Origin of the sequence: Paraburkholderia adhaesiva (assembly GCF_021390575.1) — a bacterium.
GTDB classification, from domain to species: Bacteria; Pseudomonadota; Gammaproteobacteria; order Burkholderiales; family Burkholderiaceae; genus Paraburkholderia; species Paraburkholderia adhaesiva.
Map to the genome: position 1 here is coordinate 1,681,782 of NZ_JAJEJQ010000002.1, position 22,985 is coordinate 1,704,766.

The 22,985-nt window shown below is 62.6% G+C and carries 19 protein-coding genes and 1 tRNA gene; 6 read left to right on the forward strand and 14 right to left on the reverse strand.

What is annotated here, in order from left to right; translation table 11 throughout:
• The first annotated feature begins 153 nt into the window (after positions 1-153).
• The 3 genes from L0U80_RS23165 (at position 154) to L0U80_RS23175 (ending at position 2,714) form a co-directional block, all read left to right on the forward strand.
• Positions 154-1,083 carry an alpha/beta fold hydrolase gene (locus L0U80_RS23165; protein ID WP_373322276.1) on the forward strand — a complete coding sequence of 310 codons (930 nt, stop codon included), beginning with the start codon at positions 154-156 and terminating at the stop codon, positions 1,081-1,083.
• A gap of 38 nt (positions 1,084-1,121) precedes the next feature.
• Positions 1,122-1,733, forward strand: a complete 612-nt coding sequence (locus L0U80_RS23170) for a hydrolase (RefSeq protein WP_233870658.1) — start codon at positions 1,122-1,124, stop codon at positions 1,731-1,733.
• 189 nt (positions 1,734-1,922) lie between these two features.
• Entirely contained in the window at positions 1,923-2,714 is a 792-nt protein-coding gene (locus tag L0U80_RS23175; protein WP_233870661.1) for an SDR family NAD(P)-dependent oxidoreductase, read from the forward strand.
• 285 nt (positions 2,715-2,999) lie between these two features.
• Here L0U80_RS23175 and L0U80_RS23180 read toward each other — a convergent pair whose 3' ends face one another.
• From L0U80_RS23180 to L0U80_RS23215, 8 genes are all read right to left on the reverse strand, one after another.
• Positions 3,000-3,326 carry a hypothetical protein gene (locus L0U80_RS23180; protein ID WP_233870664.1) on the reverse strand — a complete coding sequence of 109 codons (327 nt, stop codon included), beginning with the start codon at positions 3,324-3,326 and terminating at the stop codon, positions 3,000-3,002.
• 416 nt (positions 3,327-3,742) lie between these two features.
• A complete protein-coding gene (locus L0U80_RS23185; RefSeq protein ID WP_233870666.1) occupies positions 3,743-4,645 on the reverse strand; it encodes an NAD-dependent epimerase/dehydratase family protein in 903 nt (300 codons plus the stop codon).
• Between the two features lie 681 nt (positions 4,646-5,326).
• Positions 5,327-5,414, reverse strand: a tRNA-Ile gene (locus L0U80_RS23190).
• A gap of 151 nt (positions 5,415-5,565) precedes the next feature.
• A complete protein-coding gene (gene rpoD, locus L0U80_RS23195; protein ID WP_233870669.1) occupies positions 5,566-8,007 on the reverse strand; it encodes an RNA polymerase sigma factor RpoD in 2,442 nt (813 codons plus the stop codon).
• 114 nt (positions 8,008-8,121) lie between these two features.
• Positions 8,122-9,993 (reverse strand): DNA primase, encoded by a 1,872-nt coding sequence (dnaG, locus tag L0U80_RS23200; protein ID WP_233870672.1) that lies wholly within the window; start codon positions 9,991-9,993, stop codon positions 8,122-8,124.
• Positions 9,994-10,101: 108 nt separating this feature from the next.
• A complete protein-coding gene (locus tag L0U80_RS23205; protein ID WP_233871545.1) occupies positions 10,102-10,548 on the reverse strand; it encodes a GatB/YqeY domain-containing protein in 447 nt (148 codons plus the stop codon).
• A 296-nt stretch (positions 10,549-10,844) separates the two neighbouring features.
• Positions 10,845-11,057 carry a 30S ribosomal protein S21 gene (gene rpsU, locus L0U80_RS23210; protein WP_233870676.1) on the reverse strand — a complete coding sequence of 71 codons (213 nt, stop codon included), beginning with the start codon at positions 11,055-11,057 and terminating at the stop codon, positions 10,845-10,847.
• 81 nt (positions 11,058-11,138) lie between these two features.
• Positions 11,139-12,356: a BaiN/RdsA family NAD(P)/FAD-dependent oxidoreductase gene (locus L0U80_RS23215; RefSeq protein WP_233870679.1), complete on the reverse strand. Its 1,218-nt coding sequence runs from the start codon at positions 12,354-12,356 to the stop codon at positions 11,139-11,141.
• Positions 12,357-12,559: 203 nt separating this feature from the next.
• Here L0U80_RS23215 and tsaD point away from each other — a divergent pair, with 203 nt between their 5' ends.
• Positions 12,560-13,585 carry a tRNA (adenosine(37)-N6)-threonylcarbamoyltransferase complex transferase subunit TsaD gene (tsaD, locus tag L0U80_RS23220; RefSeq protein WP_233870682.1) on the forward strand — a complete coding sequence of 342 codons (1,026 nt, stop codon included), beginning with the start codon at positions 12,560-12,562 and terminating at the stop codon, positions 13,583-13,585.
• Positions 13,586-13,983: 398 nt separating this feature from the next.
• Here the strand turns inward: tsaD and folE2 are convergent, their stop codons facing one another.
• The 4 genes from folE2 to L0U80_RS23240 all read right to left on the reverse strand — a co-directional run bounded on the left by folE2 (position 13,984) and on the right by L0U80_RS23240 (position 18,189).
• Complete coding sequence (gene folE2 / locus L0U80_RS23225; RefSeq protein WP_233870685.1) at positions 13,984-14,793, reverse strand: GTP cyclohydrolase FolE2; 810 nt, start codon at positions 14,791-14,793, stop codon at positions 13,984-13,986.
• A 170-nt stretch (positions 14,794-14,963) separates the two neighbouring features.
• Entirely contained in the window at positions 14,964-16,871 is a 1,908-nt protein-coding gene (gene dxs / locus L0U80_RS23230; RefSeq protein ID WP_233871548.1) for a 1-deoxy-D-xylulose-5-phosphate synthase, read from the reverse strand.
• A 95-nt stretch (positions 16,872-16,966) separates the two neighbouring features.
• A complete protein-coding gene (locus L0U80_RS23235) occupies positions 16,967-17,848 on the reverse strand; it encodes a polyprenyl synthetase family protein (protein WP_233870688.1) in 882 nt (293 codons plus the stop codon).
• Positions 17,845-18,189 (reverse strand): exodeoxyribonuclease VII small subunit, encoded by a 345-nt coding sequence (locus L0U80_RS23240; RefSeq protein ID WP_233870727.1) that lies wholly within the window; start codon positions 18,187-18,189, stop codon positions 17,845-17,847. The genes L0U80_RS23235 and L0U80_RS23240 overlap by 4 nt, the downstream gene beginning before the upstream one ends.
• 299 nt (positions 18,190-18,488) lie before the next feature.
• On the opposite strand from L0U80_RS23240, the gene L0U80_RS23245 reads away from it, so the two are divergent.
• Positions 18,489-19,598 (forward strand): aromatic ring-hydroxylating oxygenase subunit alpha, encoded by a 1,110-nt coding sequence (locus L0U80_RS23245; protein ID WP_233870730.1) that lies wholly within the window; start codon positions 18,489-18,491, stop codon positions 19,596-19,598.
• A 136-nt stretch (positions 19,599-19,734) separates the two neighbouring features.
• Positions 19,735-20,607, forward strand: coding sequence for a sulfurtransferase (locus tag L0U80_RS23250; protein ID WP_233870733.1), 873 nt, complete (start codon positions 19,735-19,737; stop codon positions 20,605-20,607).
• Positions 20,608-20,638: 31 nt separating this feature from the next.
• On the opposite strand, the gene L0U80_RS23255 is transcribed toward L0U80_RS23250, so the two are convergent.
• Together L0U80_RS23255 and L0U80_RS23260 are read right to left on the reverse strand one after the other, a co-directional pair.
• Positions 20,639-21,511 (reverse strand): dienelactone hydrolase family protein, encoded by an 873-nt coding sequence (locus L0U80_RS23255; protein ID WP_233870736.1) that lies wholly within the window; start codon positions 21,509-21,511, stop codon positions 20,639-20,641.
• A gap of 111 nt (positions 21,512-21,622) precedes the next feature.
• Positions 21,623-22,966, reverse strand: a complete 1,344-nt coding sequence (locus L0U80_RS23260) for an NAD(P)/FAD-dependent oxidoreductase (protein ID WP_233870740.1) — start codon at positions 22,964-22,966, stop codon at positions 21,623-21,625.
• Positions 22,967-22,985: the final 19 nt, after the last annotated feature.

Consider the following 22,985-nt stretch of genomic DNA (forward strand, 5'->3'; position numbering starts at 1 on the left):
GGCATTGAAATTGTCGAGTTCCAGATGCTGGCACACGGAACGCGACGGGAAAGGGCTAAACCGCACATTTTGGCCAAAAAACGCGCATATCAATCAAGACGCCCGTGCTTTGCCGATGCTCTCATGCAATCACCCGACAAACGGACGATCGCGATGAAACAGGCATTAGTGCTTCTTGTCGCCTTGATGGGACTCAGCAAGGCGGCATTGGCGGACCAGACGACCTTTCCGGGTGGATTTCGCACTGAGGAGATCGTGTCGAACGGTACGACCATTCACGTTCGTGTGGGCGGCAGTGGCCCGGCTGTTGTGTTGTTGCACGGCTACGCCGACACGGGTGACATGTGGGCGCCGCTGGCCGCGGAATTGATGCGTGATCACACCGTAATCGCCCCGGATTTACGTGGTATGGGATTGTCCGCGGTCGCTACGGAGGGCTTCACCAAGAAGAACGAAGCCGAAGATGTGGCGGGTGTGATGGACGCACTCAAGGTGCAACAAGCGGTGGTTGTCGGTCACGACATCGGCAATATGGTTGCTTTTGCATTCGCTGAAGCGCACCCAGACCGTACTAGCCGCCTCATCATGATGGATGCACCGGTTCCCGGTGTCGGCCCTTGGGACGACATCCTCAAGAGCCCGCTGCTCTGGCATTTCCGCTTTGGTGGCCCCGATATGGAGCGGCTGGTTGCGGGACGTGAGCGTATTTACCTCGACCGGTTCTGGAATGACTTCGCCGCCGATCCGGCGCATTTTCCCGAAGCGTCGCGGCGCCATTATGCGTCTCTCTATGCCCAGCCAGGTCGCATGCACGCGGGTTTTCTGCAATTCGCCGCATTTGACCAGGACGTGACGGACAACCGGCTATCAGTCTCACGTGGACGTCTGCAAATGCCGGTACTGGCCATAGGCGGCGGCCACTCGCTGGGCGCGACCATGGCTTACATCATGCGCTTCGCCGCCGACGACGTGGATCAGGTGGTGATAGCCGATTCCGGGCACTGGCTCATGGAAGAACAGCCCGAGCAAACCGTCGCCGCCATTCGCACCTTCATAGATCGACCATCGCTGCAGTGCCAGTGACTGCCGACAATTTTCCTTGACGCCAACAGGAGAGCACGATGAGTTCTTTTGCCAGGCCACGCGAGCCCGTAGACGACCATCTGATCACGCCGCAAAACGCTGCGGTCCTGATCATCGATTTTCAGCCCGTTCAGGTGTCTTCCATTGCCTCCAGGCCCAAGCGCGAACTCGTCGCCAATATTGTCGCGCTGGCCCGGATCGCGAAGCTGTACGAGCTGCCGGTGGTGCTGACGTCGGTGAATGTGAAAACCGGCCGGAACCAACCCACGATTCATCAGATCACCGACGTGCTGACGGATATCGAACCGTTCGATCGCACCTCTATCAATGCGTGGGAAGACGAGGATTTCAACCGGGCGGTCAAGGCCACGCAACGCAAGAAGCTCATCATGGCCGCCCTCTGGACGGAGGTATGTCTGGTGCATCCCGCGCTCGACGCAATCCGCGAAGGCTTTGAGGTCTATCCTGTTGTTGATTGTGTTGGAGGAACTTCGCTTGAGGCGCATCAGGCGGGCCTGCAAAGACTGATTCAGGCGGGCGGCAAGCCGACGTCGTGGGTCCAGCTCATCTGCGAATTGCAGCGCGACTGGAATCGTGAGAAAACGGTTCCTGGCTTCGCCGATATCCTCTTCGCAGTCGAAGGCCACTGACATGATCCGGGCGAAAGAAGACACAAGCTGCGGCGGCGCAGTGGCGTTGTTTGTCCGTAGCTGACCGATACGGCTTCACTGACCAACGGCGGCGCCTTAATTACGCGTACATGAAGCCGTTGTTTGCATACCGTTGTTCAAGACTGGATCTCGTCATCGCTGCTTCGTCCACGGAAAAGGAAACCACGCATGGACCTGAATCTGAAAGGCAAACTCGCGCTGGTCAGCGGAAGCACGGCAGGCATCGGCCGGGCTATCGCCAGCACATTGACGCAGGAGGGAGCTCGTGTTGTCGTCAACGGCCGCGCGCAGGCATCTGTGGATGACGTCGTAATGCAGCTGAAAGCAGATACCGGCGGCGATGTCTATGGATTTGCGGGCGATTTGAGTACGGCCGCCGCAGCCGAAGAGGTCGCGCGACGCTATCCGGGTGTCGAAATTCTGGTGAATAACCTCGGCATATTTGAGCCCAAGCCGTTTGAGGAGATCCCCGACGCGGACTGGCAGCGTTTCTTCGACGTCAACGTGCTGAGTGGAGTACGCCTTGCTCGCCTGTACCTCCCCGCGATGCGGCAGGCCAACTGGGGGCGCATTATTTTCATTTCGAGCGAAAGCGGGGTGCAGATTCCGGCCGAAATGATCCACTATGGGATGACGAAAACCGCGCAGCTCGCGGTCTCGCGCGGACTAGCCGAAGCCGTAGCCGGCACGGGTATTACAGTTAATAGCGTCCTGCCGGGGCCGACGAAATCGCGAGGAGTTAGCGACTTCGTAGAGATCCTCGCAAAGGCCGATGGCAAAACGTTTGAAGCGTTCGAAAAGGAATTTTTCGAGAAAGTACGTCCCACATCGCTCATCAAGCGATTTGGTTCGCCGCAGGAGATTGCGTCCCTCGTGGCTTATATCGCCAGTCCGCTTTCGTCTGTCACGACGGGAGCTGCATTGCGAGCCGATGGGGGCGTTATAAAGAGCGCCTTCTAGACCCCGACAGGCATTGGGGCCGTGCCGAAGCCTGGTGTTTTTCGGGGACTTTCGTTGAATCGCCTGGCCACAGCGTTAAGCCTGGCTTGGGAATAGACGGAGAGATTTTCGCTCTGCCGTAACGGGACCTCAATGCGCAGGATTGACGGGACATTGCCGGCACAATATCCCGGCTTCCGATGTGTAGATACGGCGGATTGGTGGGCGCTTCCGTGATATCGCCTGGTTGCCGAAACTGTGGCTGATAGATTGATTATCGCAGGCGCGCCCGGCTGACTGATTAGCTCAATGCCCGATCTGTTTGCTGACCTGGTTTTCCTGCTGATTGAGCGTGCGCTGTTCCTGCCTGGTAATGTGGCCGCCGTTCTGGCTTGCCATCAGGCGCTCTTCCTGGCGGACCTCGTGATCGTCCCGATGCAGCGTCATCGCCTCAGTGTGCGTCATGTCACCTTCGCGCACTTGCTGGTGAATGCGGTGGTTCTGATTGGCGAGTCGATGGTTGACTTCGGCGCGACGCGGATGGGCCGCGTCCCAGTGCGTCTCCGCGGAAGCCACGCCAGCAAACGAGAAGGCCAAGGCGGCGACGGCGGCGAAACGAAAGACGGTCTTCATTTTTCTCTCCTGTCGGGGTAAGGGCGGCTTCATGCCGCTTGCGTCTTTTAACGCGGGGACGACGAGCGCAGACGACAAGAGACGTGTGAGATTCGCAAGGAATTATTTCAGGAGGAGAGAGGCAGACCGTTTCTCAATGGCCGAACCCGGAAATCCGACAGCGGTCAAGCGGACGCTGACACCCTTGCAGTGTCGAACTTCCGTGGCCGACCCAATGCAGCCGCTCGCACATCTGCGCGTGGATGTCCGCTCACTGCTGTACACCGGTCGCTCGCCGAAAAGCGGCGACGAACGACCGCAAAGACCCACCGCCCCACTGAGAGACCGACGCCGTTGCGCCGGTCCCCTTCGTTGCAACGCAGTCCATAAAGACCTGCACGGCATGGTTGGCCATGCTTGATGCCGGGCCGGCATGCCTACTGGACGATTCTTTTCGCTTCGTCGCGCCAGTAGTGTTGCTGTTTCCACCCAAGCAGGCGCTTGAGCTTCTCGTTGCTGAGCAGGGTCTCGAACTCGCCTAGTTGTTTTTTGAGCGACACGCCGGGGTAGTAGCGTCGCAGCAGTTCCGCGGTGGGTACATCGGACGACACGTCGTCTGACGCGACGTTCATGACCTGAAAACCGAGGCCGTCCTTTTCGATGGCGAGCCGGCACGCGTTCGCGAGATCGCGGCCGTCGATATAGCTCCACGCAATCCTCTTGCGCAGTGCTGGATCCTTGAGCCACGCCGGAAACTTCGCGTAATCGTTGGGTTCGAGCACGTTGCCAATACGAAAGCAGTAAATGTCTGAGCCGGTGCGCGCGTGGAACGCCTTCGCCGTCACTTCGTTGATAACCTTTGACGTTGCATAGCTGTCCATTGGGTTCACCGGGTATTCCTCGTCGAGCGGGAAGTACTCTGGACTGCGATCCCGGTGCGCGAACACCATACCGTATGTGGTTTCGCTCGATGCCACGATCACCTTGCGGATGCCAAGCTTCGACGCTGCGTCGAGAATGTTGTACGTGCCCATCACATTGATCCGGTAGACCTCGTTGTCGGGCGTTATCATGATGCGAGGGATCGCCGCAAAATGCACTATCGCGTCGATCGGCTTTGGCTCGAGGTCGTCGACGAATTCTCCCGGCGCCGTGCTCGATGCCAGCGCATTGAATACCTGGCCCGCATCGGTGATGTCCGTGATCAACGTGCGCGCCGTGCGCGCTGCCATGGGTACGCGATCCAGATTCATCACCTCGTAACCGTGCGCGACCAGGTTCTGGACGACCCATTTCCCGGCCAGGCCACTGCCGCCGGTCACAATCACTCGCTTCGTCATGTGCTCCTCCTTTCCTGTTTTTTCCCAAGTGTCCTGACGCTTTTCAGCGCGTGTAGCGCGGCCTCATTCCATCGTGGGATCATTGCGCTCCGTGTCCTTGATTCGGCAGTAGTCGCCGTTGACGCAGAATTGACTTCGATTTTCCTGCTATTACATTGTAGAACGAGCGACCACGGCCTCTCGTTCAACCATGCGCTTCGAACTCCAGGATTGCCGTTTGATTGGCTGCGGCGGTGGCAGCACCGGCATTGAAAATGCTTGATCAGGTGCTCAGATGAAATCGCTAGCGTCGAGCCCTCGAATCGCCTTTCGGCAAACCCGCCGCAACGATGCGATCCGTTACTTCGAACTGGATGCAATTGGTGCGTTCGGGCCAGCATTGCATTGCTGACGATTTATGCGGCTTTGGTGAGCGTCTCAATATGGCCCGCTACAGCCCGATGGCGGCAGCGCGACACCGCGGACATTTGATTCGCATTGGCGCCCGATCCGCCAGCCGTGGAATCACTGCGCGCCTGAGATACAGTCCGCCGCAAACGCAGCGGTGACACCAGATGGGATAAGGCTGAGAGGATCTGTCCGGAATTTCGCGCAGAGAGAATCTGAGGGCCGCTCCGTAAATTCTGCGGCCCTTTCCGCAAAAGCGATCGAGGGTAAAACCCGACAAACCCTTACTGGGTTTGGTGGGCCGGGTGGGAGTCGAACCCACGGTGTCCTTTCGGAGGCGGATTATGAGTCCGCTGCCTGCAACCAGCACGGCGTCCGGCCCACGATGCTCACAACGCTACAGTGAGAGCACCAACAAAAAAGCCCGGTCTGCAAAAAGGCCGGGCCTTACTCGACGACAGGCCGACATACTACACGAAAGAGGCCCGGTCTGACCATGGCATACGCACAACGTGCGTATGCCATGGCGCACATCAATTGCCTTCGAGGAACGATTTCAGCTTGTCCGAGCGGCTCGGGTGACGCAGCTTGCGCAGCGCCTTCGCCTCGATCTGTCGGATCCGTTCACGCGTCACGTCGAACTGCTTGCCCACTTCTTCGAGCGTGTGATCGGTGCTCATCTCGATACCGAAACGCATGCGCAGCACCTTCGCCTCGCGCGGCGTGAGCGAATCGAGCACGTCCTTCACGACATCGCGCATCGAGGCATGCAGCGCGGCATCAGCAGGCGCAACCGTGTTGGTGTCCTCGATGAAATCGCCCAGATGCGAATCGTCATCGTCGCCGATCGGCGTTTCCATGGAGATCGGTTCCTTCGCGATCTTCATGATCTTGCGGATCTTGTCCTCGGGCATCTCCATCTTCTCGGCGAGCGTTGCCGGATCCGGCTCGAGACCGGTTTCCTGCAGGATCTGCCGCGAGATGCGGTTCATCTTGTTGATCGTCTCGATCATGTGAACCGGAATGCGGATCGTGCGCGCCTGGTCCGCGATCGAGCGCGTGATGGCCTGACGGATCCACCACGTCGCATACGTCGAGAACTTGTAGCCGCGACGATATTCGAACTTGTCCACCGCCTTCATCAGGCCGATGTTGCCTTCCTGGATCAAGTCGAGGAACTGCAGGCCACGGTTCGTGTACTTCTTCGCAATCGAGATCACGAGACGCAGGTTGGCCTCGGTCATCTCACGCTTCGCCTGGCGCGCCTTCAGTTCGCCGGCCGCCATCTGCCGGTTGGTTTCCTTCAGGTCCTTCAGCGGCAGCACGACGCGCGCCTGCAGGTCGAGCAGGCGCTGCTGCTGTTCGCGAATGGCCGGAATATTGCGCGAGAGGATCCCACTGTAGGCGTGACTTTCGCCGACGATCCTGTCCGTCCAGTCGAGGTCCGTTTCGTTGCCCGGGAATCGCGCGATGAACTCCGAGCGCGGCATGCCGCACTTGTCCACGACCGTGTGCAGGATCTGGCGTTCGACCTGGCGCACTTCGTCCACTTGCGCACGCAACGTGTCGCACAGACGTTCGACGGTGCGAGCCGTGAAGCGGATCGACATCAGTTCGTTCTGGATCGTTTCCTGCGCCTTGAGGTAGGACTTCGACTTGTAGCCTTCCTTCTCGAACGCGCGGCGCATCTTGTCGAACCATTCACTGATGAGCGCGAATTTTTCGAGCGACGAGCGCTTGAGCGCTTCGAGCTGGGCCGCGTTGGCCGTCGCCTGTGCGGCGCCCTCGTCTTCTTCCTCTTCCTCTTCTTCCTCTTCCGCCTCTTCGTCCTCGTTCTCGATTTCTTCCGCTTCCTGCGCTGAGAAACCGTCCGTGTCCTCGGCGTTCGGATCGATCAGGCCGTCGACGAGTTCGTCGACGCGGATCTCGTCGTTCGCCACACGCTCGGCCATCGCGAGGATGTCAGCGATCGTGGTCGGGCACGCGGAGATCGCCATGACCATGTGCTTCAGCCCGTCCTCAATGCGCTTTGCGATTTCGATTTCGCCTTCGCGCGTGAGCAGTTCGACCGTACCCATTTCGCGCATGTACATGCGGACAGGGTCTGTCGTACGGCCGAATTCCGAATCGACGGTCGAAAGAGCGACTTCAGCTTCCTCTTCTACTTCGTCGTCCGAAGAGGCATTCGGTGCGTTGTCGTTGAGCAGCAGCGTTTCTGCATCGGGCGCCTGCTCGTAGACGGCCACGCCCATGTCGTTGAACGTGCTGATGATGCCTTCGATCGCCTCGGTCTCGGTGAAGTTGTCCGGGAGGTGATCGTTGATTTCCGCGTACGTGAGGAAGCCGCGCTCCTTGCCAAGCTTGATGAGCGCTCGCAGTTTCGCGCGCCGCTCCTCGAGTTCCTCGACGGTGCCAGGCTGCGAGGACGCGAACGCGTCTTTCAGCAGCGCCTTTTCCTTCGCTCGCCGATCGCGCGCACGGGCCTTTTCGACCTTGCCCGTGACGGGCGTGCTTTCTTCGCTCTGGGTCGCGTCGTCATCGACGGATACTTCGTTCAGCTTTTTCGTCATGGAGTTCGCCGTAGCTGCCATAGTCTCGACTCGCGGCTGCTGGACGGCAGCCTCTTGCACCGTGGATACTCGCGCCTCGTGCTCTGCCGCATCGTCTGCGACAGCAGGCACTTGCTTTGCACTACTCGAACCGGACCGCTTTGCGGCCGGCTGGGTTGCAGCTTTCGCGGCGCGTGGTGGCACCACGCGCGTTGCCGATGCGGCCATGGTTTTCTGCCGGGCAACAGGCTCGGCGCTGGTCGCCGACGTCTTTCTGGCGGAACGGGCGGCACCGGCCGGGGTGGCCGAGGATGCCTGGACGGACTCTGCGACCGTGCTGATCGGCTCAGTCGTTACTTTGCCTGTCGCCTTTTTTTCGACCGCTTTCTCGCCTCTTTCGCCTTTCTCGCCCGTAGTCTTTGCCATTGCCATTCCGTCCTTGCTGGGAACTGGGTATCCGCCCGGAAAAAAACAAAAACAAACTGCTGAAAACCTTTTATTATAGCACGCGGGTCACCTGGCCTCCCAGGCGGCCCTCCCTTACAAGCCGAGCTGACGTTTCATGTCAGCACGCGTCTGACTCAGTTTCGTGTATTCCGCCAGTTCTTCCGGCGTATGCCGCGATTGCCGCGAAAGCACGTCGAGCCGGTCGCAGCAGGCGTCGTACCGCATCCTGAGGATCGCTGCCGTCAGTTCCTCACTCAAGAGCCGTTCCTGCTCGCGCCGTTCTTCAGCCACCGCGCTGTCATCCGGATTCTTCATCAGCAAATCCCGGACGTTTTCATCATAGTCCAGAATTTCACGAAAAATCTCTTCAAAAGTCGGGGCGTTAGCCCCGTTTCTCAAGAGGTCCGAAAGCAGTTGAAACTCCGCCGCGTCGCCCAGCGCCCGGGCATGCGTCGTCACTTCCTCGAACAGTTCGCCGTGCCGCGTGAGCGTGATCAGCGCCTGCTCGGCCTCGTCTTCGAGCTGCGCCACGATCCGCGGATGCATCACGAGGTTGCGCAGCGCCTTGCGCTCGATCCCGGTCACGAGGTGCCGATCCTTGCGCGCGGGCGCTGAACGCGCCGCCCGGGCGATTCGCGCGTCCACCTCGCACAGCGCCGCCACTTCCTCGAACGGCACGTCGAGCCGGTCCGCGAACATGTGCATGATCTGTGCACGCAAAGCGTTCGCCGGCAGCGCCTGCAACAGCGGCTTGGCGTCGAAAAGCGCGCGCGCGCGGCCCTCCGGCTGGTCCAGCTCTTTGCCCGTCAGCACTTCATTCAACATGAACTGCGACAGCGGCATCGCGCGATCGACCTGTTCCTTGAACGCCTCGGTGCCGAATTCGCGGACATAGCTGTCCGGATCGTGCTCCGTCGGCAGGAAGAGGAACCGGATGGTCCGGTTGTCCGCCGCATGGGGCAGGCACGCGTCGAGCGCGCGCCGCGCGGCGCGGCGGCCCGCCGAGTCGCCGTCGAAGCTGAAGATCACCGTGTCGGTTTGACGCAGAAGCTTCTGCACGTGGATCGGCGTGCACGCGGTTCCGAGCGTCGCGACGGCGTTCTGGAATCCCAGCTGCGCGAGCGCCACGACGTCCATGTAGCCCTCGACCACCAGCACGTATTGCTGCTCGCGGATCGCCAGACGCGCCTCGAACAGCCCATACAGTTCGCTGCCCTTGTTAAATAGTGGCGTTTCCGGGGAATTCAAATACTTGGGCTCGCCGCCGTCGAGCACGCGCCCGCCGAATCCGATCACCTGGCCCTTGACGTTACGGATCGGGAACATGATCCGGTCGCGGAACCGGTCGTAGCGGCGCGCCTGTCCCTGGGCGTCCTGTTTTTCGCTGACGATCACGAGCCCGGCTTCGACCAGCGCGTCGTCCCGGTAACTGGGAAACGCAGATTCCAGGTTCTGCCATCCGTCGGGCGCATAGCCGAGACCAAAACGTGCCGCGATTTCGCCAGTGAGGCCGCGTTTTTTCAGATACTGGATCGCATTGGGCGCGCTGCGCAACTGCCTGCGGTAGTAGTCGCACGCCGTCAGCATGAGGTCGGACAGCGCCGTTGTGACGGCCTTCGACGGCCCCGGCGCGTAGCCCGAGCCGCCCGCGCCGCCGCCGCGCATTGGCGACGGTTCCTGCGGCACCGTCAGCCCGACCGATTGCGCGAGTTCGTTGACGGCCTCGGGGAACGTAAGCCCGGCGTGCTCCATCAGGAAGCCGATGGCGGTGCCGTGCGCACCGCAACCGAAGCAGTGATAGAACTGCTTCGTTGGACTAACCGTAAACGAAGGGCTTTTTTCGTTGTGGAATGGGCAGAGGCCCATGAAATTCGCGCCGCCTTTTTTGAGCTGCACGTAGCGCCCCACCACGTCGACGATATCGACGCGGTTCAGCAAATCCTGCAAAAACGAATGCGGAATCATCGGGACGGATGCACTCCGGCTGCGTGAGCGGCAAAGGCCCGCGGCCCGTTGCCGGGGGACCGGCACGGGCAGAAACGCCCAGCCGCGCCGTGTGCGAGCCGCATGCCGTTACTTCGAAAGCGCCGCCTTGACCAGCCCCGACACGGCCGTCATGTCGGCGCGGCCTGCCAGCTTCGGCTTCAGCACACCCATGACCTTGCCCATGTCCTGCGGGCCAGCGGCACCGACCTGAGCCACCGCAGCGGCGACTTCGGCCGCAATCTCGGCTTCCGAAAGCTGCTCGGGCATGTAGTCGGCGAGCACCTTCAGTTCGGCGTTTTCCTTGTCGACGAGGTCCGTGCGACCCGCCGCCTCGAACTGGCTGATCGAATCCTTGCGCTGCTTGATCATCTTGTCGATGACTGCCGTGATGCCTGCGTCGTCGAGCGTCACACGATCGTCGACTTCACGTTGCTTGATCGCGGCGAGCAGCAGACGAATCGTGGCGAGGCGCTCGGCTTCGCGCGCACGCATCGCGGCTTTCATGTCGTCGTTGATCCGGTCCTTGAGGCTCATCATTCACCTGAAATACGTTGGGGTTTCAAATACCTGGAAAAAACCCAGGCGATGGGGCCGCATACCTTGCTCAGCGCGCATACATCATATCAAATACAAAAACCCGCCTGGAAACGCTTCCAGGCGGGTCGGCGCATATTCTCGACGGTTGCGACCACACCAGAGGGGCGGCCACGACAGCTTCACACGGACTACCTGGCCGGCGGTAGTACTACCGGCTGCACAAGGTGCTGCGGTTGAGCCCGCGGGGTTATCCCGAGGGCAAAGCCCGAATGCGAGCCGTGGCGACGCCGGAATCAGTACATCTTCTTCGGCAGCATCTGGCCGCGCAGGCGCTTGAAGTGGCGCTTGACCGCTGCAGCCTTCTTGCGTTTGCGTTCTGCCGTAGGTTTTTCGTAAAACTCGCGCGCACGAAGCTCGGTCAGAAGACCGTTTTTCTCGATCGTGCGCTTGAAGCGGCGCATGGCTACTTCAAACGGTTCGTTTTCTTTTACACGGATGGTCGTCATTTTCCAATAACGGATCTGGGGTAAAGAGAAACGAGTATAGCAGACGGATTTCACAAAGACGGCGGGACGTCAAGCCCTGCTTTAGAGTGCGCTCACGAACGCCGATGCAGCCTCTCCAGCCGCCACTCCCGAGGCCCAGGCCCACTGGAAATTGTAGCCGCCGAGCCAACCAGTGACGTCCACGGCCTCGCCGATAAAGTACAGCCCCGGAACGCGCTGGCTCATCATCGTGGCCGACGACAACTCGCGGGTATCGACGCCACCGCGCGTCACCTCGGCCTTCTTGTAGCCTTCGGTGCCGGTGGGCGTGAGCGTCCATTGCGACAGCCCCTCGGCGACGCGGCGCAGCGTCTTGTCCGGCAAATCCGCAAGGCGTGCTTCGTGCGGCACCTGATGAGCCTCAAGCCAGACGTGTGCGAGTCGCGCTGGCACCCACTCGGCGAGCAGGTTGCCGATCTGGCGCCTGCTGGCGCTCTTGCCCTCTATCAATGCGGCCGCGGCGTCGCGCTCAGGCAGCAGGTTGACGCGGATCGGCTGCCCCGGCTGCCAGTAGCTCGAAATCTGGAGCACGCCCGGACCGGACAGCCCGCGATGCGTGAAGAGCAGGTCTTCGTCGAATGCGCCGCCCGTCTTGCGCTCGCCGGTCGCGACGTTGACCTCGAGTGATACACCCGAGAGCGTCGCGTAAGGCGCCCAGTCCTGCTGGGCGAACGTGAGCGGGACGAGGGCCGGACGCGTGTCGACGAGCTTGTGGCCGAACTGCTTCGCGACGCGGTACGCAAAATCGGTCGCGCCGATCGCCGGAATCGACAAGCCGCCCGTCGCGATCACCAGCGAGCGCGCGGCGATCGTGCCCTGCGGCGTGCCGAGGGTGAAGCCTGCGCCGTCCGCGTGGCTCACCGTTTCGACCGGCAGCGGCCGGCGCCAGGCCACGCGCCCCGCGTCGCATTCTGCGCGCAGGACGTCGATGATCGCCTCGCTCGACTGGTCGCAGAAAAGCTGGCCCTTGTGTTTTTCGTGCCAGGTCACGCGGTGCTGGCGCAGGAGCGCGAGGAAATCGCGCGGCGTGTAGCGCGCAAGCGCCGAGCGGCAGAAATGCGGATTGTTCGAAAGATAGTTGGCCGGGCTGGCGTGCAGATTCGTGAAGTTGCAACGCCCGCCGCCCGAAATGCGGATCTTTTCCGCGAGGCGCGGCGCGTGATCGATCAGCGCCACACGGCGCCCCTGCTGCCCGGCGACTGCCGCGCACATCATGCCGGCTGCCCCTGCGCCGATCACGGCGATGTCGAATGATTCCATGGCGCGCATTCTACCTGTCCAGGGCGGTCTGTCGCGGCGCTTGGGGCCGCTTGCGGCTGCTCGTGGCCGCTTGCGCCTGGCCACGGGCCGGTCAGCCGGCGGTCGACCGCACTGCTATACTTTCAAGATTCCCCACGACTTTGAATTTGCAACGGTTATTGGCCGGACCAGCGCGTCCAACCGGCACCGTTGCACGCTCCACCATGCTTGTTCTCGGCATCGAAAGCTCCTGCGACGAAACCGGCCTCGCGCTCTATGACACCGAGCGTGGCCTGCTCGCCCACGCGTTGCACTCCCAGATCGCCATGCATCGCGAGTACGGCGGCGTCGTGCCCGAACTCGCCTCGCGCGACCATATCCGCCGTGCGCTGCCGCTGCTCGAAGAAGTGCTCGAGAAGAGCGGCGCCGCACGTGGTGACATCGACGCCATCGCCTACACACAAGGACCGGGGCTCGCGGGCGCACTGCTCGTCGGGGCGAGCATTGCGAACGCACTCGCGATGGCCTGGAACCTGCCGACCGTCGGCATTCACCACCTCGAGGGGCATCTGCTCTCGCCGCTGCTCGTCGATGCACCGCCGCCATTTCCGTTCGTCGCGCTGCTCGTATCGGGCGGCCACACGCAACTGATGCGCGTGACCGACGTAGGCGAATACGAGACGCTCGGGGAAACGCTCGACGATGCTGCCGGCGAAGCCTTCGACAAGACAGCCAAGCTGCTCGGACTCGGGTATCCGGGCGGGCCGGAAGTGTCGCGGCTCGCGGAGTTCGGCACGCCGGACGCCGTTGAACTGCCGCGGCCCATGCTTCACTCGGGCGATCTCGACTTCAGCTTCAGCGGACTCAAAACTGCCGTGCTTACGCAGGTGAAGCGGATCGGCACGAACATCTGCGAACAGGGCAAGGCGGATATCGCACGCGGCTTCGTCGATGCGGCCGTCGAGGTACTGGCGGCGAAGTCCATCGCCGCGCTCAAACGCACAAAGCTCAAGCGGCTAGTCGTTGCGGGCGGTGTGGGCGCGAACCGCCAATTGCGCGAAGCGCTTTCGGCCGCTGCGCAAAAGCGCGGCTTCGAAGTGCATTACCCGGACCTCTCGCTGTGCACCGACAACGGCGCGATGATCGCGCTCGCGGGTGCGATGCGGCTCGAACGCTGGCCGGAGCAGGCGACGCGCGACTACGCGTTTACCGTCAAGCCGCGCTGGGATTTGTCGTCGCTCGCGCGCTGAGCGTCGAAGCGATTACGATCGCCCCCTGACTGGCACGGCGGGAACACGCCGTGCCGCACTGCCGCTCCCGGCGATGTCACGCGATTATTCCGGCATTCCGCTCCACGTTCGGAACACGGCGATCTTTTCAAGCGCGCTCGACCGTGTCACGCATGATCGACTGCTTGCCCGGCTCGTGGCTCACGGGCTTCAAACACACAAGGCGTTCCAGGAGTCGGCGCCAGAGTGACCTTAGCAATACGCTACGGAATCCGAATCAATTTGCACAGACGAAACTGACTTCGTCGCGTCGCGCTTCCCTCAATCACCGGGAATCGCGAGTTTGCCCGCGCGGCGAAAGCCGCACAGGGCAAACCGGTTGAAACATCTGCAATGTCTGCGCGGTTATCCCGCGGCGCTCACCCGCGTGCGCGCTTGTCGTGCTCGATCACGGCATACGCGCTGTGATTATGGATCGACTCGAAGTTCTCGGCTTCCAGCACATAGGCGGCAATTCGCGGATCCGCGTTCAGGCGTACTGCCACATCGCGCACGAGGTCCTCGACGAACTTCGGATTCTCGTACGCGCGCTCGGTCACGTACTTCTCGTCCGGACGCTTGAGCAGGCCCCACAGTTCACACGACGCCTCTTCCTCGGCGATACGGATCAGATCTTCCACCGGCAGATCGCCCGCGAGTTCTGCATTGATCGTCACATGCGAGCGCTGGTTGTGCGCCCCGTACTCCGAAATCTTCTTCGAGCACGGGCAAAGGCTGGTCACCGGCACGAGCACCTTCAGGTACACGCGCGTCGCGCCGTTGCGCGTATCGCCCGTGAGCGTCACTTCGTAGTCGAGCAGGCTCGCCACACCCGACACCGGCGCCACCTTCTTCACGAAGTACGGGAAAGAGACCTCGATGCGACCGGCCTGCGATTCCAGCTTCGCGAGCATCTCTGCGAGCAGCGCGCGGAACGTTGCGGGCTCCAGCGGCGTCTTGTTCTCTTCGAGCAAGGCGACGAAGCGCGACATGTGCGTGCCCTTCTGGTCCGCGCTCAGATGCACGTCGAGGTTCCATGTGCCGACCGTAGGCTGCACGTCGCCGTTACCGGTCGTAACGAGAAGCGGATGGCGCACAGCCTTCACGCCCACGCGCTGAATCGGAATCTGACGCACATCGACGGAGCTTTGCACGTCCGGCATCAGGAAAGCCGGGTTCATCTGGTTCATGTTCTTATCCTTCGGGGTGCGCACAACACGGCGCACAATGACAAGCGCCGGCATAAGCCGGCGCTTGACGGCAGGTCGGGGTCGATAACCCAACCGCCGTTACATACTTAAACTGGGTAGTCGCAGCCGCCGGCGTCGGGCATGAGCCCCGCCGGCGTGGCACGAGTCGCTTACGCGACGCGCATCACAGACTTGCCGGATGCGTTCGCCGCGTGATCGAGGAAGCGCTCGCGAATCGACTTCGCAATCCCTGCCGCGTCGAGCCCCGCGCTTGCCAGCAGCTTCGCCGGATCGCCGTGGTCGATGAAGCGGTCGGGGAGCCCCAATTGTAGTACGGGCTTGACAACCCCACTTTCAAGCAGGGCTTCCACGCAGGCCGAGCCCGCGCCGCCCATGATGCAGCCTTCCTCGACGGTCACGAGGTAATCGTGCGTCTCAGCGAGCTTGAGCACGAGTTCCGTATCGAGCGGCTTCACGAAACGCATGTTCGCGACGGTGGCGTCGAGTTCGCCCGCTGCAGCGAGCGACGGCGGCACCATCGTGCCGAACGCGAGGATCGCGATGCGCTTGCCCGCAGGCGCGTTGCTCTCGCGACGGATTTCGCCCTTGCCCACCGGCAGCGCGGCCATCTGCTTGACGGTCGCGACGCCGGTGCCCGCACCGCGCGGATAGCGCACGGCCGTCGGGCAGTCCTGCTGAAGCGCCGTATAGAGCATCTGGCGGCATTCGTTTTCGTCGGACGCGGCCATGATCATCATGTTCGGGATGCAGCGCATGAACGCGAGATCATAAGCGCCCGCGTGCGTCGCGCCGTCCGCGCCAACAAGGCCCGCGCGGTCGATTGCGAACACCACCGGCAAGTTCTGCAACGCAACGTCGTGAATCAGCTGGTCGTAGGCACGCTGCAGGAAGGTCGAATAGATCGCGACGACGGGCTTGAGGCCCTCGGCCGCGAGACCACCGGCGAACGTCACCGCGTGCTGCTCGGCGATACCGACGTCGAAGTAACGATCCGGGAAGCGTTTTTCGAACTCGACGAGACCCGAGCCTTCACGCATCGCCGGCGTAATGCCGACCACGCGTGCGTCCAGTTCAGCGGCGTCGCACAGCCATTCGCCGAAGACCTGCGTGTAGGTCTTCTTCGCGGGCGTCGTCGACGGCTTGATGCCTTCAGCCGGGTTGAACTTGCCGGGGCCGTGGTACAGGACCGGATCGGCTTCGGCGAGCTTGTAGCCCTGACCTTTCTTCGTCACGACGTGCAGGAATTGCGGGCCGCGCAGTTCCTTGATGTTCTGCAGCGTCGGGATCAGCGAATCGAGATCGTGACCGTCGATCGGCCCGATGTAGTTGAAGCCGAACTCCTCGAACAGCGTGGCCGGCACGATCATGCCCTTCGCGTGCTCTTCGAGCTTGCGTGCAAGGTCGAGCACCGGCGGCGCATGGCGCAGCACGCGCTCCACGCCCGCACGCGCGGCGGCGTAGAAGCGGCCCGACATCAGGCGCGCGAGGTGGCGATTCAGCGCGCCGACCGGCGGCGAGATCGACATATCGTTGTCGTTGAGAATGACGAGCAACGGCACATCATCTTCGACGCCCGCGTTGTTCAGCGCCTCGAAGGCCATGCCGGCCGTCATCGCCCCGTCGCCGATCACGGCGATGCCCATAGCGTTTTCGCCCTTGAGCTTGCTGGCGATCGCCATGCCGAGCGCCGCCGAAATCGACGTGCTCGAGTGCGCGGTGCCGAACGTGTCGTACTCCGACTCGTCGCGGCGCGGGAAACCCGAGATGCCGCCGAGCTGACGCAACGAGTGCATCTGGTCGCGGCGGCCGGTCAGGATCTTGTGCGGATAGGTCTGATGACCGACGTCCCAGACGATGCGATCGCGCGGCGTGTCGAACACGTAGTGCAGCGCGATCGTCAGTTCGACCGTACCGAGGTTGGACGACAGGTGGCCGCCCGTTTGCGAGACGCTGTCGAGAACAAAGGCGCGCAGTTCGTCCGCGAGCGGTTGCAACTGTCGGCGATCGAGGCGGCGCAAATCCGCCGGGTCGTCAATGGTTTTCAGCAAGTCGTACATCATCGTTCCATTGTAGGAAAACGGGCGCTCCCGCACTTCTGGCGCGCATTACTCCCCTTTCATGCGCGCGGGCGGGTTGACGCAATCAAGCACAGTCAACTGAGCCGGTTGACAACCAGATCAGCGAGTTCTGCGAGGCGCTGTGCGCGCGCGCCGAACGGTTCGAGCGCGGCATGGGCGTCGCTGCGCAATTGCTGTGCGAGGGCACGCGATGCATCCAGACCGATGATCGACACATAGGTCGGCTTGCCGTCCTTCGCGTCCTTGCCAGCGGTCTTGCCGAGCGTCGCCGAGTCGGCGGTGACGTCGAGGATGTCGTCCACCACCTGGAAGGCGAGACCCACGGCCCGCGCGTACACGTCGAGCGCGCGCAGCGTGTCGGCGGACGGTGCGTCACCGGCCACCGCACCCATGCGGACCGACGCGCGCAAAAGCGCACCGGTCTTCAGCTGGTGCATCGTTTCGAGTTCTTCGCGTGTGAGCGCACGGCCCACGCTCGCGAGGTCGATGGCCTGGCCACCCGCCATGCCAATCGAGCCGCTCGCCAGCGCGAGTTCGCGCACGAGCGCGGCCTGACGCGGTGCGTCCAGCACATCCGACGTCAGCGTAATGAAAGCTTGCGACTGCAGCGCGTCGCCAACCAGCAGCGCCGTCGGCTCGTCGTACTTCACATGGACCGTCGGCTTCCCGCGCCGCAGATCGTCGTCGTCCATGCACGGCATGTCGTCGTGCACGAGCGAATAGACGTGGATCATCTCCAGTGCGCAGGCTGCCGCGTCGAGCGCCTCGGGCGTCGCACCGGTCAGCTCGCCCGCGGCGTGGCACAGGAGCGGCCGCACGCGCTTGCCGCCGCCGAGCACCGCATAACGCATGGCGTCATGCAGCCCCGCGGGCAGCACCGTGGCTGCCGGCAAATAGTGTTCGAGCGCGGTTTCGACCCGGTCCAGCACCAGCCGGGTCCATTGTTCAAATGTCATAGATCGTCGTCACCGCCCGAAGCGGAGCTTGTCGTATTGAGGGGCACAGGCCGAAGCGTTTCGCCATCGAGCACGCGCACCTGTTGTTCAACCTTTTCCAGCTGTTGCTGGCAGAACCTCACCAGCACGGCACCGCGCCGGTAGGCGGCCAGAGATTCCTCGAGGCTCAGGCTCCCGCCTTCCATGCGCGCCACGAGTGCGTCGAGCTCCGCCAGTGCGGCCTCATAGCTCTCGGGCTGCGCCAGACCGTCAGCGCCACCCTTGCCGCCGCCCTTGCCACCATCGGCATCACTGGGGCTTTCGGCCGCCGGGGCACCGTCTTTCGATGCGGATTTCGCCATGAGTCGTCGCAATATTGAAACAAGGCGGACATTCTACGGCAAAAGCGACCGGTCCGACCCGCTCGCCGGCTCGCCTCCCCTTGGCGTCACGCAAGAATCACACGATGCGATCCTGAACGAAATTGAGACCAACGGCGCAGTCACCGTGCAGTTAAAGCGTATCGCCGATGCAATTTTGACAAAAATCAGTGACTTAACTACCCGCGGGGGAACTAAGCGGGTACAATCTCCGGTTCCCCAAAATCGAATCTTCGATGGTTGGGTTGTTCACTGCTTTCACGTCTTCATCGGGAGTGGGAATGTCCAATCTGAGCAATGCATTGCAGCTGCAGTCCATTCACAGCCAGCTGCCAGTCACCGCTTATTTTGACGATGCGCTTCTTACGCGCGAAATCGAAACACTCTTCCAGAAAGGTCCCCGTTATATCGGGCACGAGTTGATGGTGCCAGAGGCGGGGAATTATTTTGCCCTGCCCAGCGAAAATGAGGGTCGCGTTCTGGTGCGCAACAGGCACAACGAGGTCGAGCTGCTCTCGAACGTTTGCCGCCACCGCCAGGCCATCATGCTCAACGGCCGCGGCACCGCCGACAATATCGTCTGTCCGCTCCATCGCTGGACGTATGACCTCAAGGGCGAACTGCTCGGCGCGCCTCACTTCGCGGACAAGCCCTGCCTGAACCTGACCAGCACGCCGTTGCAGAAATGGAACGGCCTGCTTTTCGAAACCGGCGGCCGCGACGTCGCGCGCGACCTTGCACGCCTCGGCCCAGCCCAGCATCTCAACTTTTCGGACTATATGTTCGATCACGTCGAGATCCACGAGTGCAACTACAACTGGAAGACCTTCATCGAGGTCTATCTCGAGGACTACCACGTCGTGCCGTTCCACCCGGGACTCGGCAACTTCGTGTCGTGCGACGACCTGAAGTGGCAGTTCGGCGAGTGGTATAGCGTGCAGACCGTGGGCGTGCACAACCGCCTCGGCAAGCCGGGCAGCCCGATTTACCGCAAGTGGCACGACGAGGTCCTGCGCTATCGCAACGGCGTGCCGCCGGAATTCGGCGCGATCTGGATGGTGTACTACCCGAATCTCATGATCGAGTGGTATCCGCACGTGCTCGTCGTGTCGTGGCTCGTTCCGCAAGGCACGCAGAAGACGACGAACATCGTCGAGTTCTACTACCCCGAGGAAATCACGCTGTTCGAGCGCGAGTTCGTCGAGGCCGAGCGCGCCGCCTATATGGAAACGGCCATCGAAGACGACGAGATCGCCGAGCGCATGGACGCCGGCCGCCGCGCGTTGTTCGATCGTGGCGTGTCGGAGGTCGGCCCCTATCAGAGCCCGATGGAAGACGGCATGCAGCACTTCCACGAGTTCCTGCGCCGCGAGCTGAATCTCACCGATTGAGCGCGTCGGCTTCGGCCGCAAGGGACACACAGGCATCAAGGAAAGACGGGCTTCGGCCCGTTTTTTTGTTTAGACTGAAGACATCGGACCGGCTCTACGCAACGCTGCCGGTCGCACCTGATCAGGAGCCGTCGCCATGCCCCACTCCCACTACACCACGCTGATCTCTGCCGCAAATCTCCACGAACGCCTCGCAGCCGCACCCGGCAGTGTCCTCGTGTTTGATTGCCGCTTCGACCTCGCCGACCCCGCTGCGGGCGAATCCGCTTTCGCGGCCGGCCACATTCCCGGCGCGCAGTATTTGCACCTCGATCGCGACCTCTCCGGTGCGAAGACCGGCAAGAACGGCCGCCATCCGCTGCCCGAACGTGCGGCGCTCGTGAACACGCTCGCAGCCCGCGGCCTGAACGCAGGTCAGCAGGTCGTCGCTTACGACGCGCAAGGCGGCTCGTATGCGGCGCGTCTGTGGTGGCTGCTGCGCTGGCTCGGTCACGATTCGGTGGCCGTACTCGACGGCGGTCTGCAAGCGTGGGAGGCGGCTGGCTTCGCATTGTCGAAGGACGCCGCGCCGCAAACCACGAAGGGCAACTTCACGGCGGGCGCGCCACTTCAGGTGACGATCGATGCGCAGGCCGTTGTACGCAATCTCTCGACACACGAACTCGTGGTCATCGACGCCCGCGCAGCCGACCGCTATCGCGGCGAGAACGAGACGATCGATCCAGTCGGCGGCCATATCCCGGGCGCGCGCAACCGCTTCTTCAAGGACAACCTCACCGCCGATGGCCGCTTCAAACCGGCGCATACGCTGCGTGAAGATTTTGCTGCGGTGCTCGGTGGAAAGACACCCGAGCATGCCGTGCTGCAATGCGGCTCAGGCGTGACGGCATGCCACAACATGCTCGCGATGGAGATCGCGGGGCTGCACGGTGCGGCGCTCTACGCCGGTTCGTGGAGCGAATGGTCCGCTGACCCGTCGCGCCCGATTGCGACGGGTCCGAATCCCTGAGCGGCTTCCGGTCCCCGGCCGCGGCGCCGCCTCACGCGACGCCGTGTCCGCTGAACCACGCGAGCGTGCGGCGCCAGCCATCCTCGGCGTCGGCCTTGCGATAGCTCGGGCGATAGTCCGCGAAGAAGGCATGCCCCGCGTCGTCGTACACGACGAATTCCGAACCGCGTCCGCCCTGCGGCCCTTGTGCGATTGCCTGCTTCATCTGCTCGAGCGTGTCCTGCGGAATGCTCAGGTCCTCGCGGCCATAGAGGCCAAGCACCGGCACCTGTAGCTCGCCCGCGAGATCAAGCGGGGTCTTCGGCATGGTCTGCGTGTGCTGCCCCGCCACGCGCCCGTACCACGACACCGCCGCCCTCATGCGCGGATTGTGCTCGGCGTAAAGCCATGCGATGCGACCGCCCCAGCAGAATCCGTTGATGCCCAGACGCTTTGGGTCACCGCCGTGTTGCGCGGCCCACGCGACGGTCGCATCGAGATCGGACATCGCCTGCGCGTCCGGCACCTTGCTCAAGATGTTCTGGTCGATCTGCTGAATCGTCGGGTAGGCCAATGCATCGCCTTCGCGCACGAAGAGATCAGGCGCGATCGCGAGATAGCCGAGCTTCGCGAAGCGTCGGCACACGTCGGCGATATGCTCATGCACGCCAAAGGCCTCATGCACCACCACGATCACAGGCAGATGCGTCTTGCCGCGCGGCTGCGCGCGATACGCGGGTATCAGCGTGCCGTTCGATTCGAAGCCGACTTCGCCCGCGTCGAGTCCTTCGGCGTCGGTATGGATGGTCTGCGCGGAAACCGGCAGCACTGCCGCGGCGAATCCGCTGCCGAGCGCGGCCTTCAGGAAGGTACGGCGGTCGAACGGTACGTGTGGGACAAGGGAATCGATTTCGGGTTTCAGCATGAAAATTTCCTCGTTGATCGGTGACGCCGGGCATTGACGCCAGTGCGCAAAAACCGGGCCGTCAAACCAGGCGACAACGCCCGCGCCTCACAACTAGCGCGGGCGCAACGGTCAATGCAGCTTCACGCGCGGCAGCGTGGTGCGGCGCAGCCAGTGAGCAAAGGTGTCGAGCACCATGCGCGCGTAACCGTGCAACGCGGCGATGTGCAAACGGTACAGCGACATGTACATGAAGCGCGCGAAGAGTCCCTCGATCAGCATGCTCCCGCCGATCACGCCGCCCATCAGATTACCGACCGCGCTGAAGTGACCGAGCGACACAAGCGAACCGAAGTCGCGATACGTGAACTCCGGCAGCGGCTGTCCATCGAGCAGGTTGCCGAACGAACGGAACAGGAACGTGGCCTGTTGATGCGCGGACTGTGCGCGCGGCGGCACGTTGCGTTCGTTGCCGGGCCACGGGCAGGCCGCGCAGTCGCCAAACGCGAAGATGCTGTCATCGGTTTCGGTCTGCAGCGTGGGGCGAACGATCAGCTGGCCGATTTTGTTGACCGCGAGGCCGTCGAGTTGCGCGAGCACCGATGGCGCGGTGATGCCCGCCGCCCAGACCGTGAGGTCCGCGCGCACGGACTTGCCGCTTGCCATACGCACGACGCCTGGCGCCACCTCCGTCACGCGCTCGGCGATGTACAACTGCACGCCGATTTTCTGCAGCAGTTCCGCCGTCGCTGACGACACACGCTCGCTCAGTGCGGGCAGGATGCGCGGCCCCGCTTCGATCAGCACGATGCCGATATCGTGACGCGGATCGAGCTGGTGCAGCCCATACGCGGACAGCACCTCTGCCGTGTTCCGCAGTTCGGCCGACAACTCCACACCCGTTGCACCTGCGCCGATGATCGCGACTTGCACGCGCGGTTCGCCGCTCGTCGCGACGCCCGCAGGCGCGGACTCCGGCGCCTGATGTTCTGCGCGCACGCACGCCGCGATGAGCCGCTTACGAAAGCGTTCGGCCTGTTCGACGGTATCGAGCGCGATCGAGTTCTCAGCTGCTCCCGGCACGCCAAAAAAGTGCGTCGTGCTGCCGATTGCCACCACGAGCGTGTCGTATTCGAGTTCGCGCGGCGGCAGCAGTTCGCCGCCGTCGTCGTCCTTCACCGCGCCGAGCCGGATGCGTTTGGCCGCCCGGTCGAGTCCGACCAGCTCGCCTTGCTGAAAGGCGAAGCCATGCCAGCGCGCCTGCGCCGCATACGGAAGTTCCTGGGTGAACGGATCCAGGCTGCCCGCCGCGACTTCGTGCAGCAGCGGCTTCCAGATATGCGTGGGATACCGGTCGACCAGCGTCACGCTCGCGCGCGGCTCGCTACCCTTGCGCGCCTTGCCGTAACGGTCGCCGAGGCGTGTCGCCAGTTCCAGCCCGCCTGCTCCTCCTCCCACAACGATAAAGCGATGCATAGACTCTCCGTGCGTGTCG

Bases quoted from the DNA above. Each gene is read 5' to 3' on its own strand.
- L0U80_RS23215 (WP_233870679.1), bottom strand. From the start codon at position 12,356: ATGGAATCATTCGACATCGCCGTGATCGGCGCAGGGGCAGCCGGCATG.
- L0U80_RS23250 (WP_233870733.1), top strand. From the start codon at position 19,735: ATGCCCCACTCCCACTACACCACGCTGATCTCTGCCGCAAATCTCCAC.
- L0U80_RS23165 (WP_373322276.1), top strand. From the start codon at position 154: ATGAAACAGGCATTAGTGCTTCTTGTCGCCTTGATGGGACTCAGCAAG.
- dnaG (WP_233870672.1), bottom strand. From the start codon at position 9,993: ATGATTCCGCATTCGTTTTTGCAGGATTTGCTGAACCGCGTCGATATC.
- L0U80_RS23260 (WP_233870740.1), bottom strand. From the start codon at position 22,966: ATGCATCGCTTTATCGTTGTGGGAGGAGGAGCAGGCGGGCTGGAACTG.
- tsaD (WP_233870682.1), top strand. From the start codon at position 12,560: ATGCTTGTTCTCGGCATCGAAAGCTCCTGCGACGAAACCGGCCTCGCG.
- L0U80_RS23245 (WP_233870730.1), top strand. From the start codon at position 18,489: ATGTCCAATCTGAGCAATGCATTGCAGCTGCAGTCCATTCACAGCCAG.
- rpsU (WP_233870676.1), bottom strand. From the start codon at position 11,057: ATGACGACCATCCGTGTAAAAGAAAACGAACCGTTTGAAGTAGCCATG.
- folE2 (WP_233870685.1), bottom strand. From the start codon at position 14,793: ATGAACCAGATGAACCCGGCTTTCCTGATGCCGGACGTGCAAAGCTCC.
- L0U80_RS23205 (WP_233871545.1), bottom strand. From the start codon at position 10,548: ATGAGCCTCAAGGACCGGATCAACGACGACATGAAAGCCGCGATGCGT.
- L0U80_RS23235 (WP_233870688.1), bottom strand. From the start codon at position 17,848: ATGACATTTGAACAATGGACCCGGCTGGTGCTGGACCGGGTCGAAACC.
- L0U80_RS23170 (WP_233870658.1), top strand. From the start codon at position 1,122: ATGAGTTCTTTTGCCAGGCCACGCGAGCCCGTAGACGACCATCTGATC.
- L0U80_RS23180 (WP_233870664.1), bottom strand. From the start codon at position 3,326: ATGAAGACCGTCTTTCGTTTCGCCGCCGTCGCCGCCTTGGCCTTCTCG.
- rpoD (WP_233870669.1), bottom strand. From the start codon at position 8,007: ATGGCAAAGACTACGGGCGAGAAAGGCGAAAGAGGCGAGAAAGCGGTC.
- dxs (WP_233871548.1), bottom strand. From the start codon at position 16,871: ATGTACGACTTGCTGAAAACCATTGACGACCCGGCGGATTTGCGCCGC.
- L0U80_RS23255 (WP_233870736.1), bottom strand. From the start codon at position 21,511: ATGCTGAAACCCGAAATCGATTCCCTTGTCCCACACGTACCGTTCGAC.
- L0U80_RS23185 (WP_233870666.1), bottom strand. From the start codon at position 4,645: ATGACGAAGCGAGTGATTGTGACCGGCGGCAGTGGCCTGGCCGGGAAA.
- L0U80_RS23175 (WP_233870661.1), top strand. From the start codon at position 1,923: ATGGACCTGAATCTGAAAGGCAAACTCGCGCTGGTCAGCGGAAGCACG.
- L0U80_RS23240 (WP_233870727.1), bottom strand. From the start codon at position 18,189: ATGGCGAAATCCGCATCGAAAGACGGTGCCCCGGCGGCCGAAAGCCCC.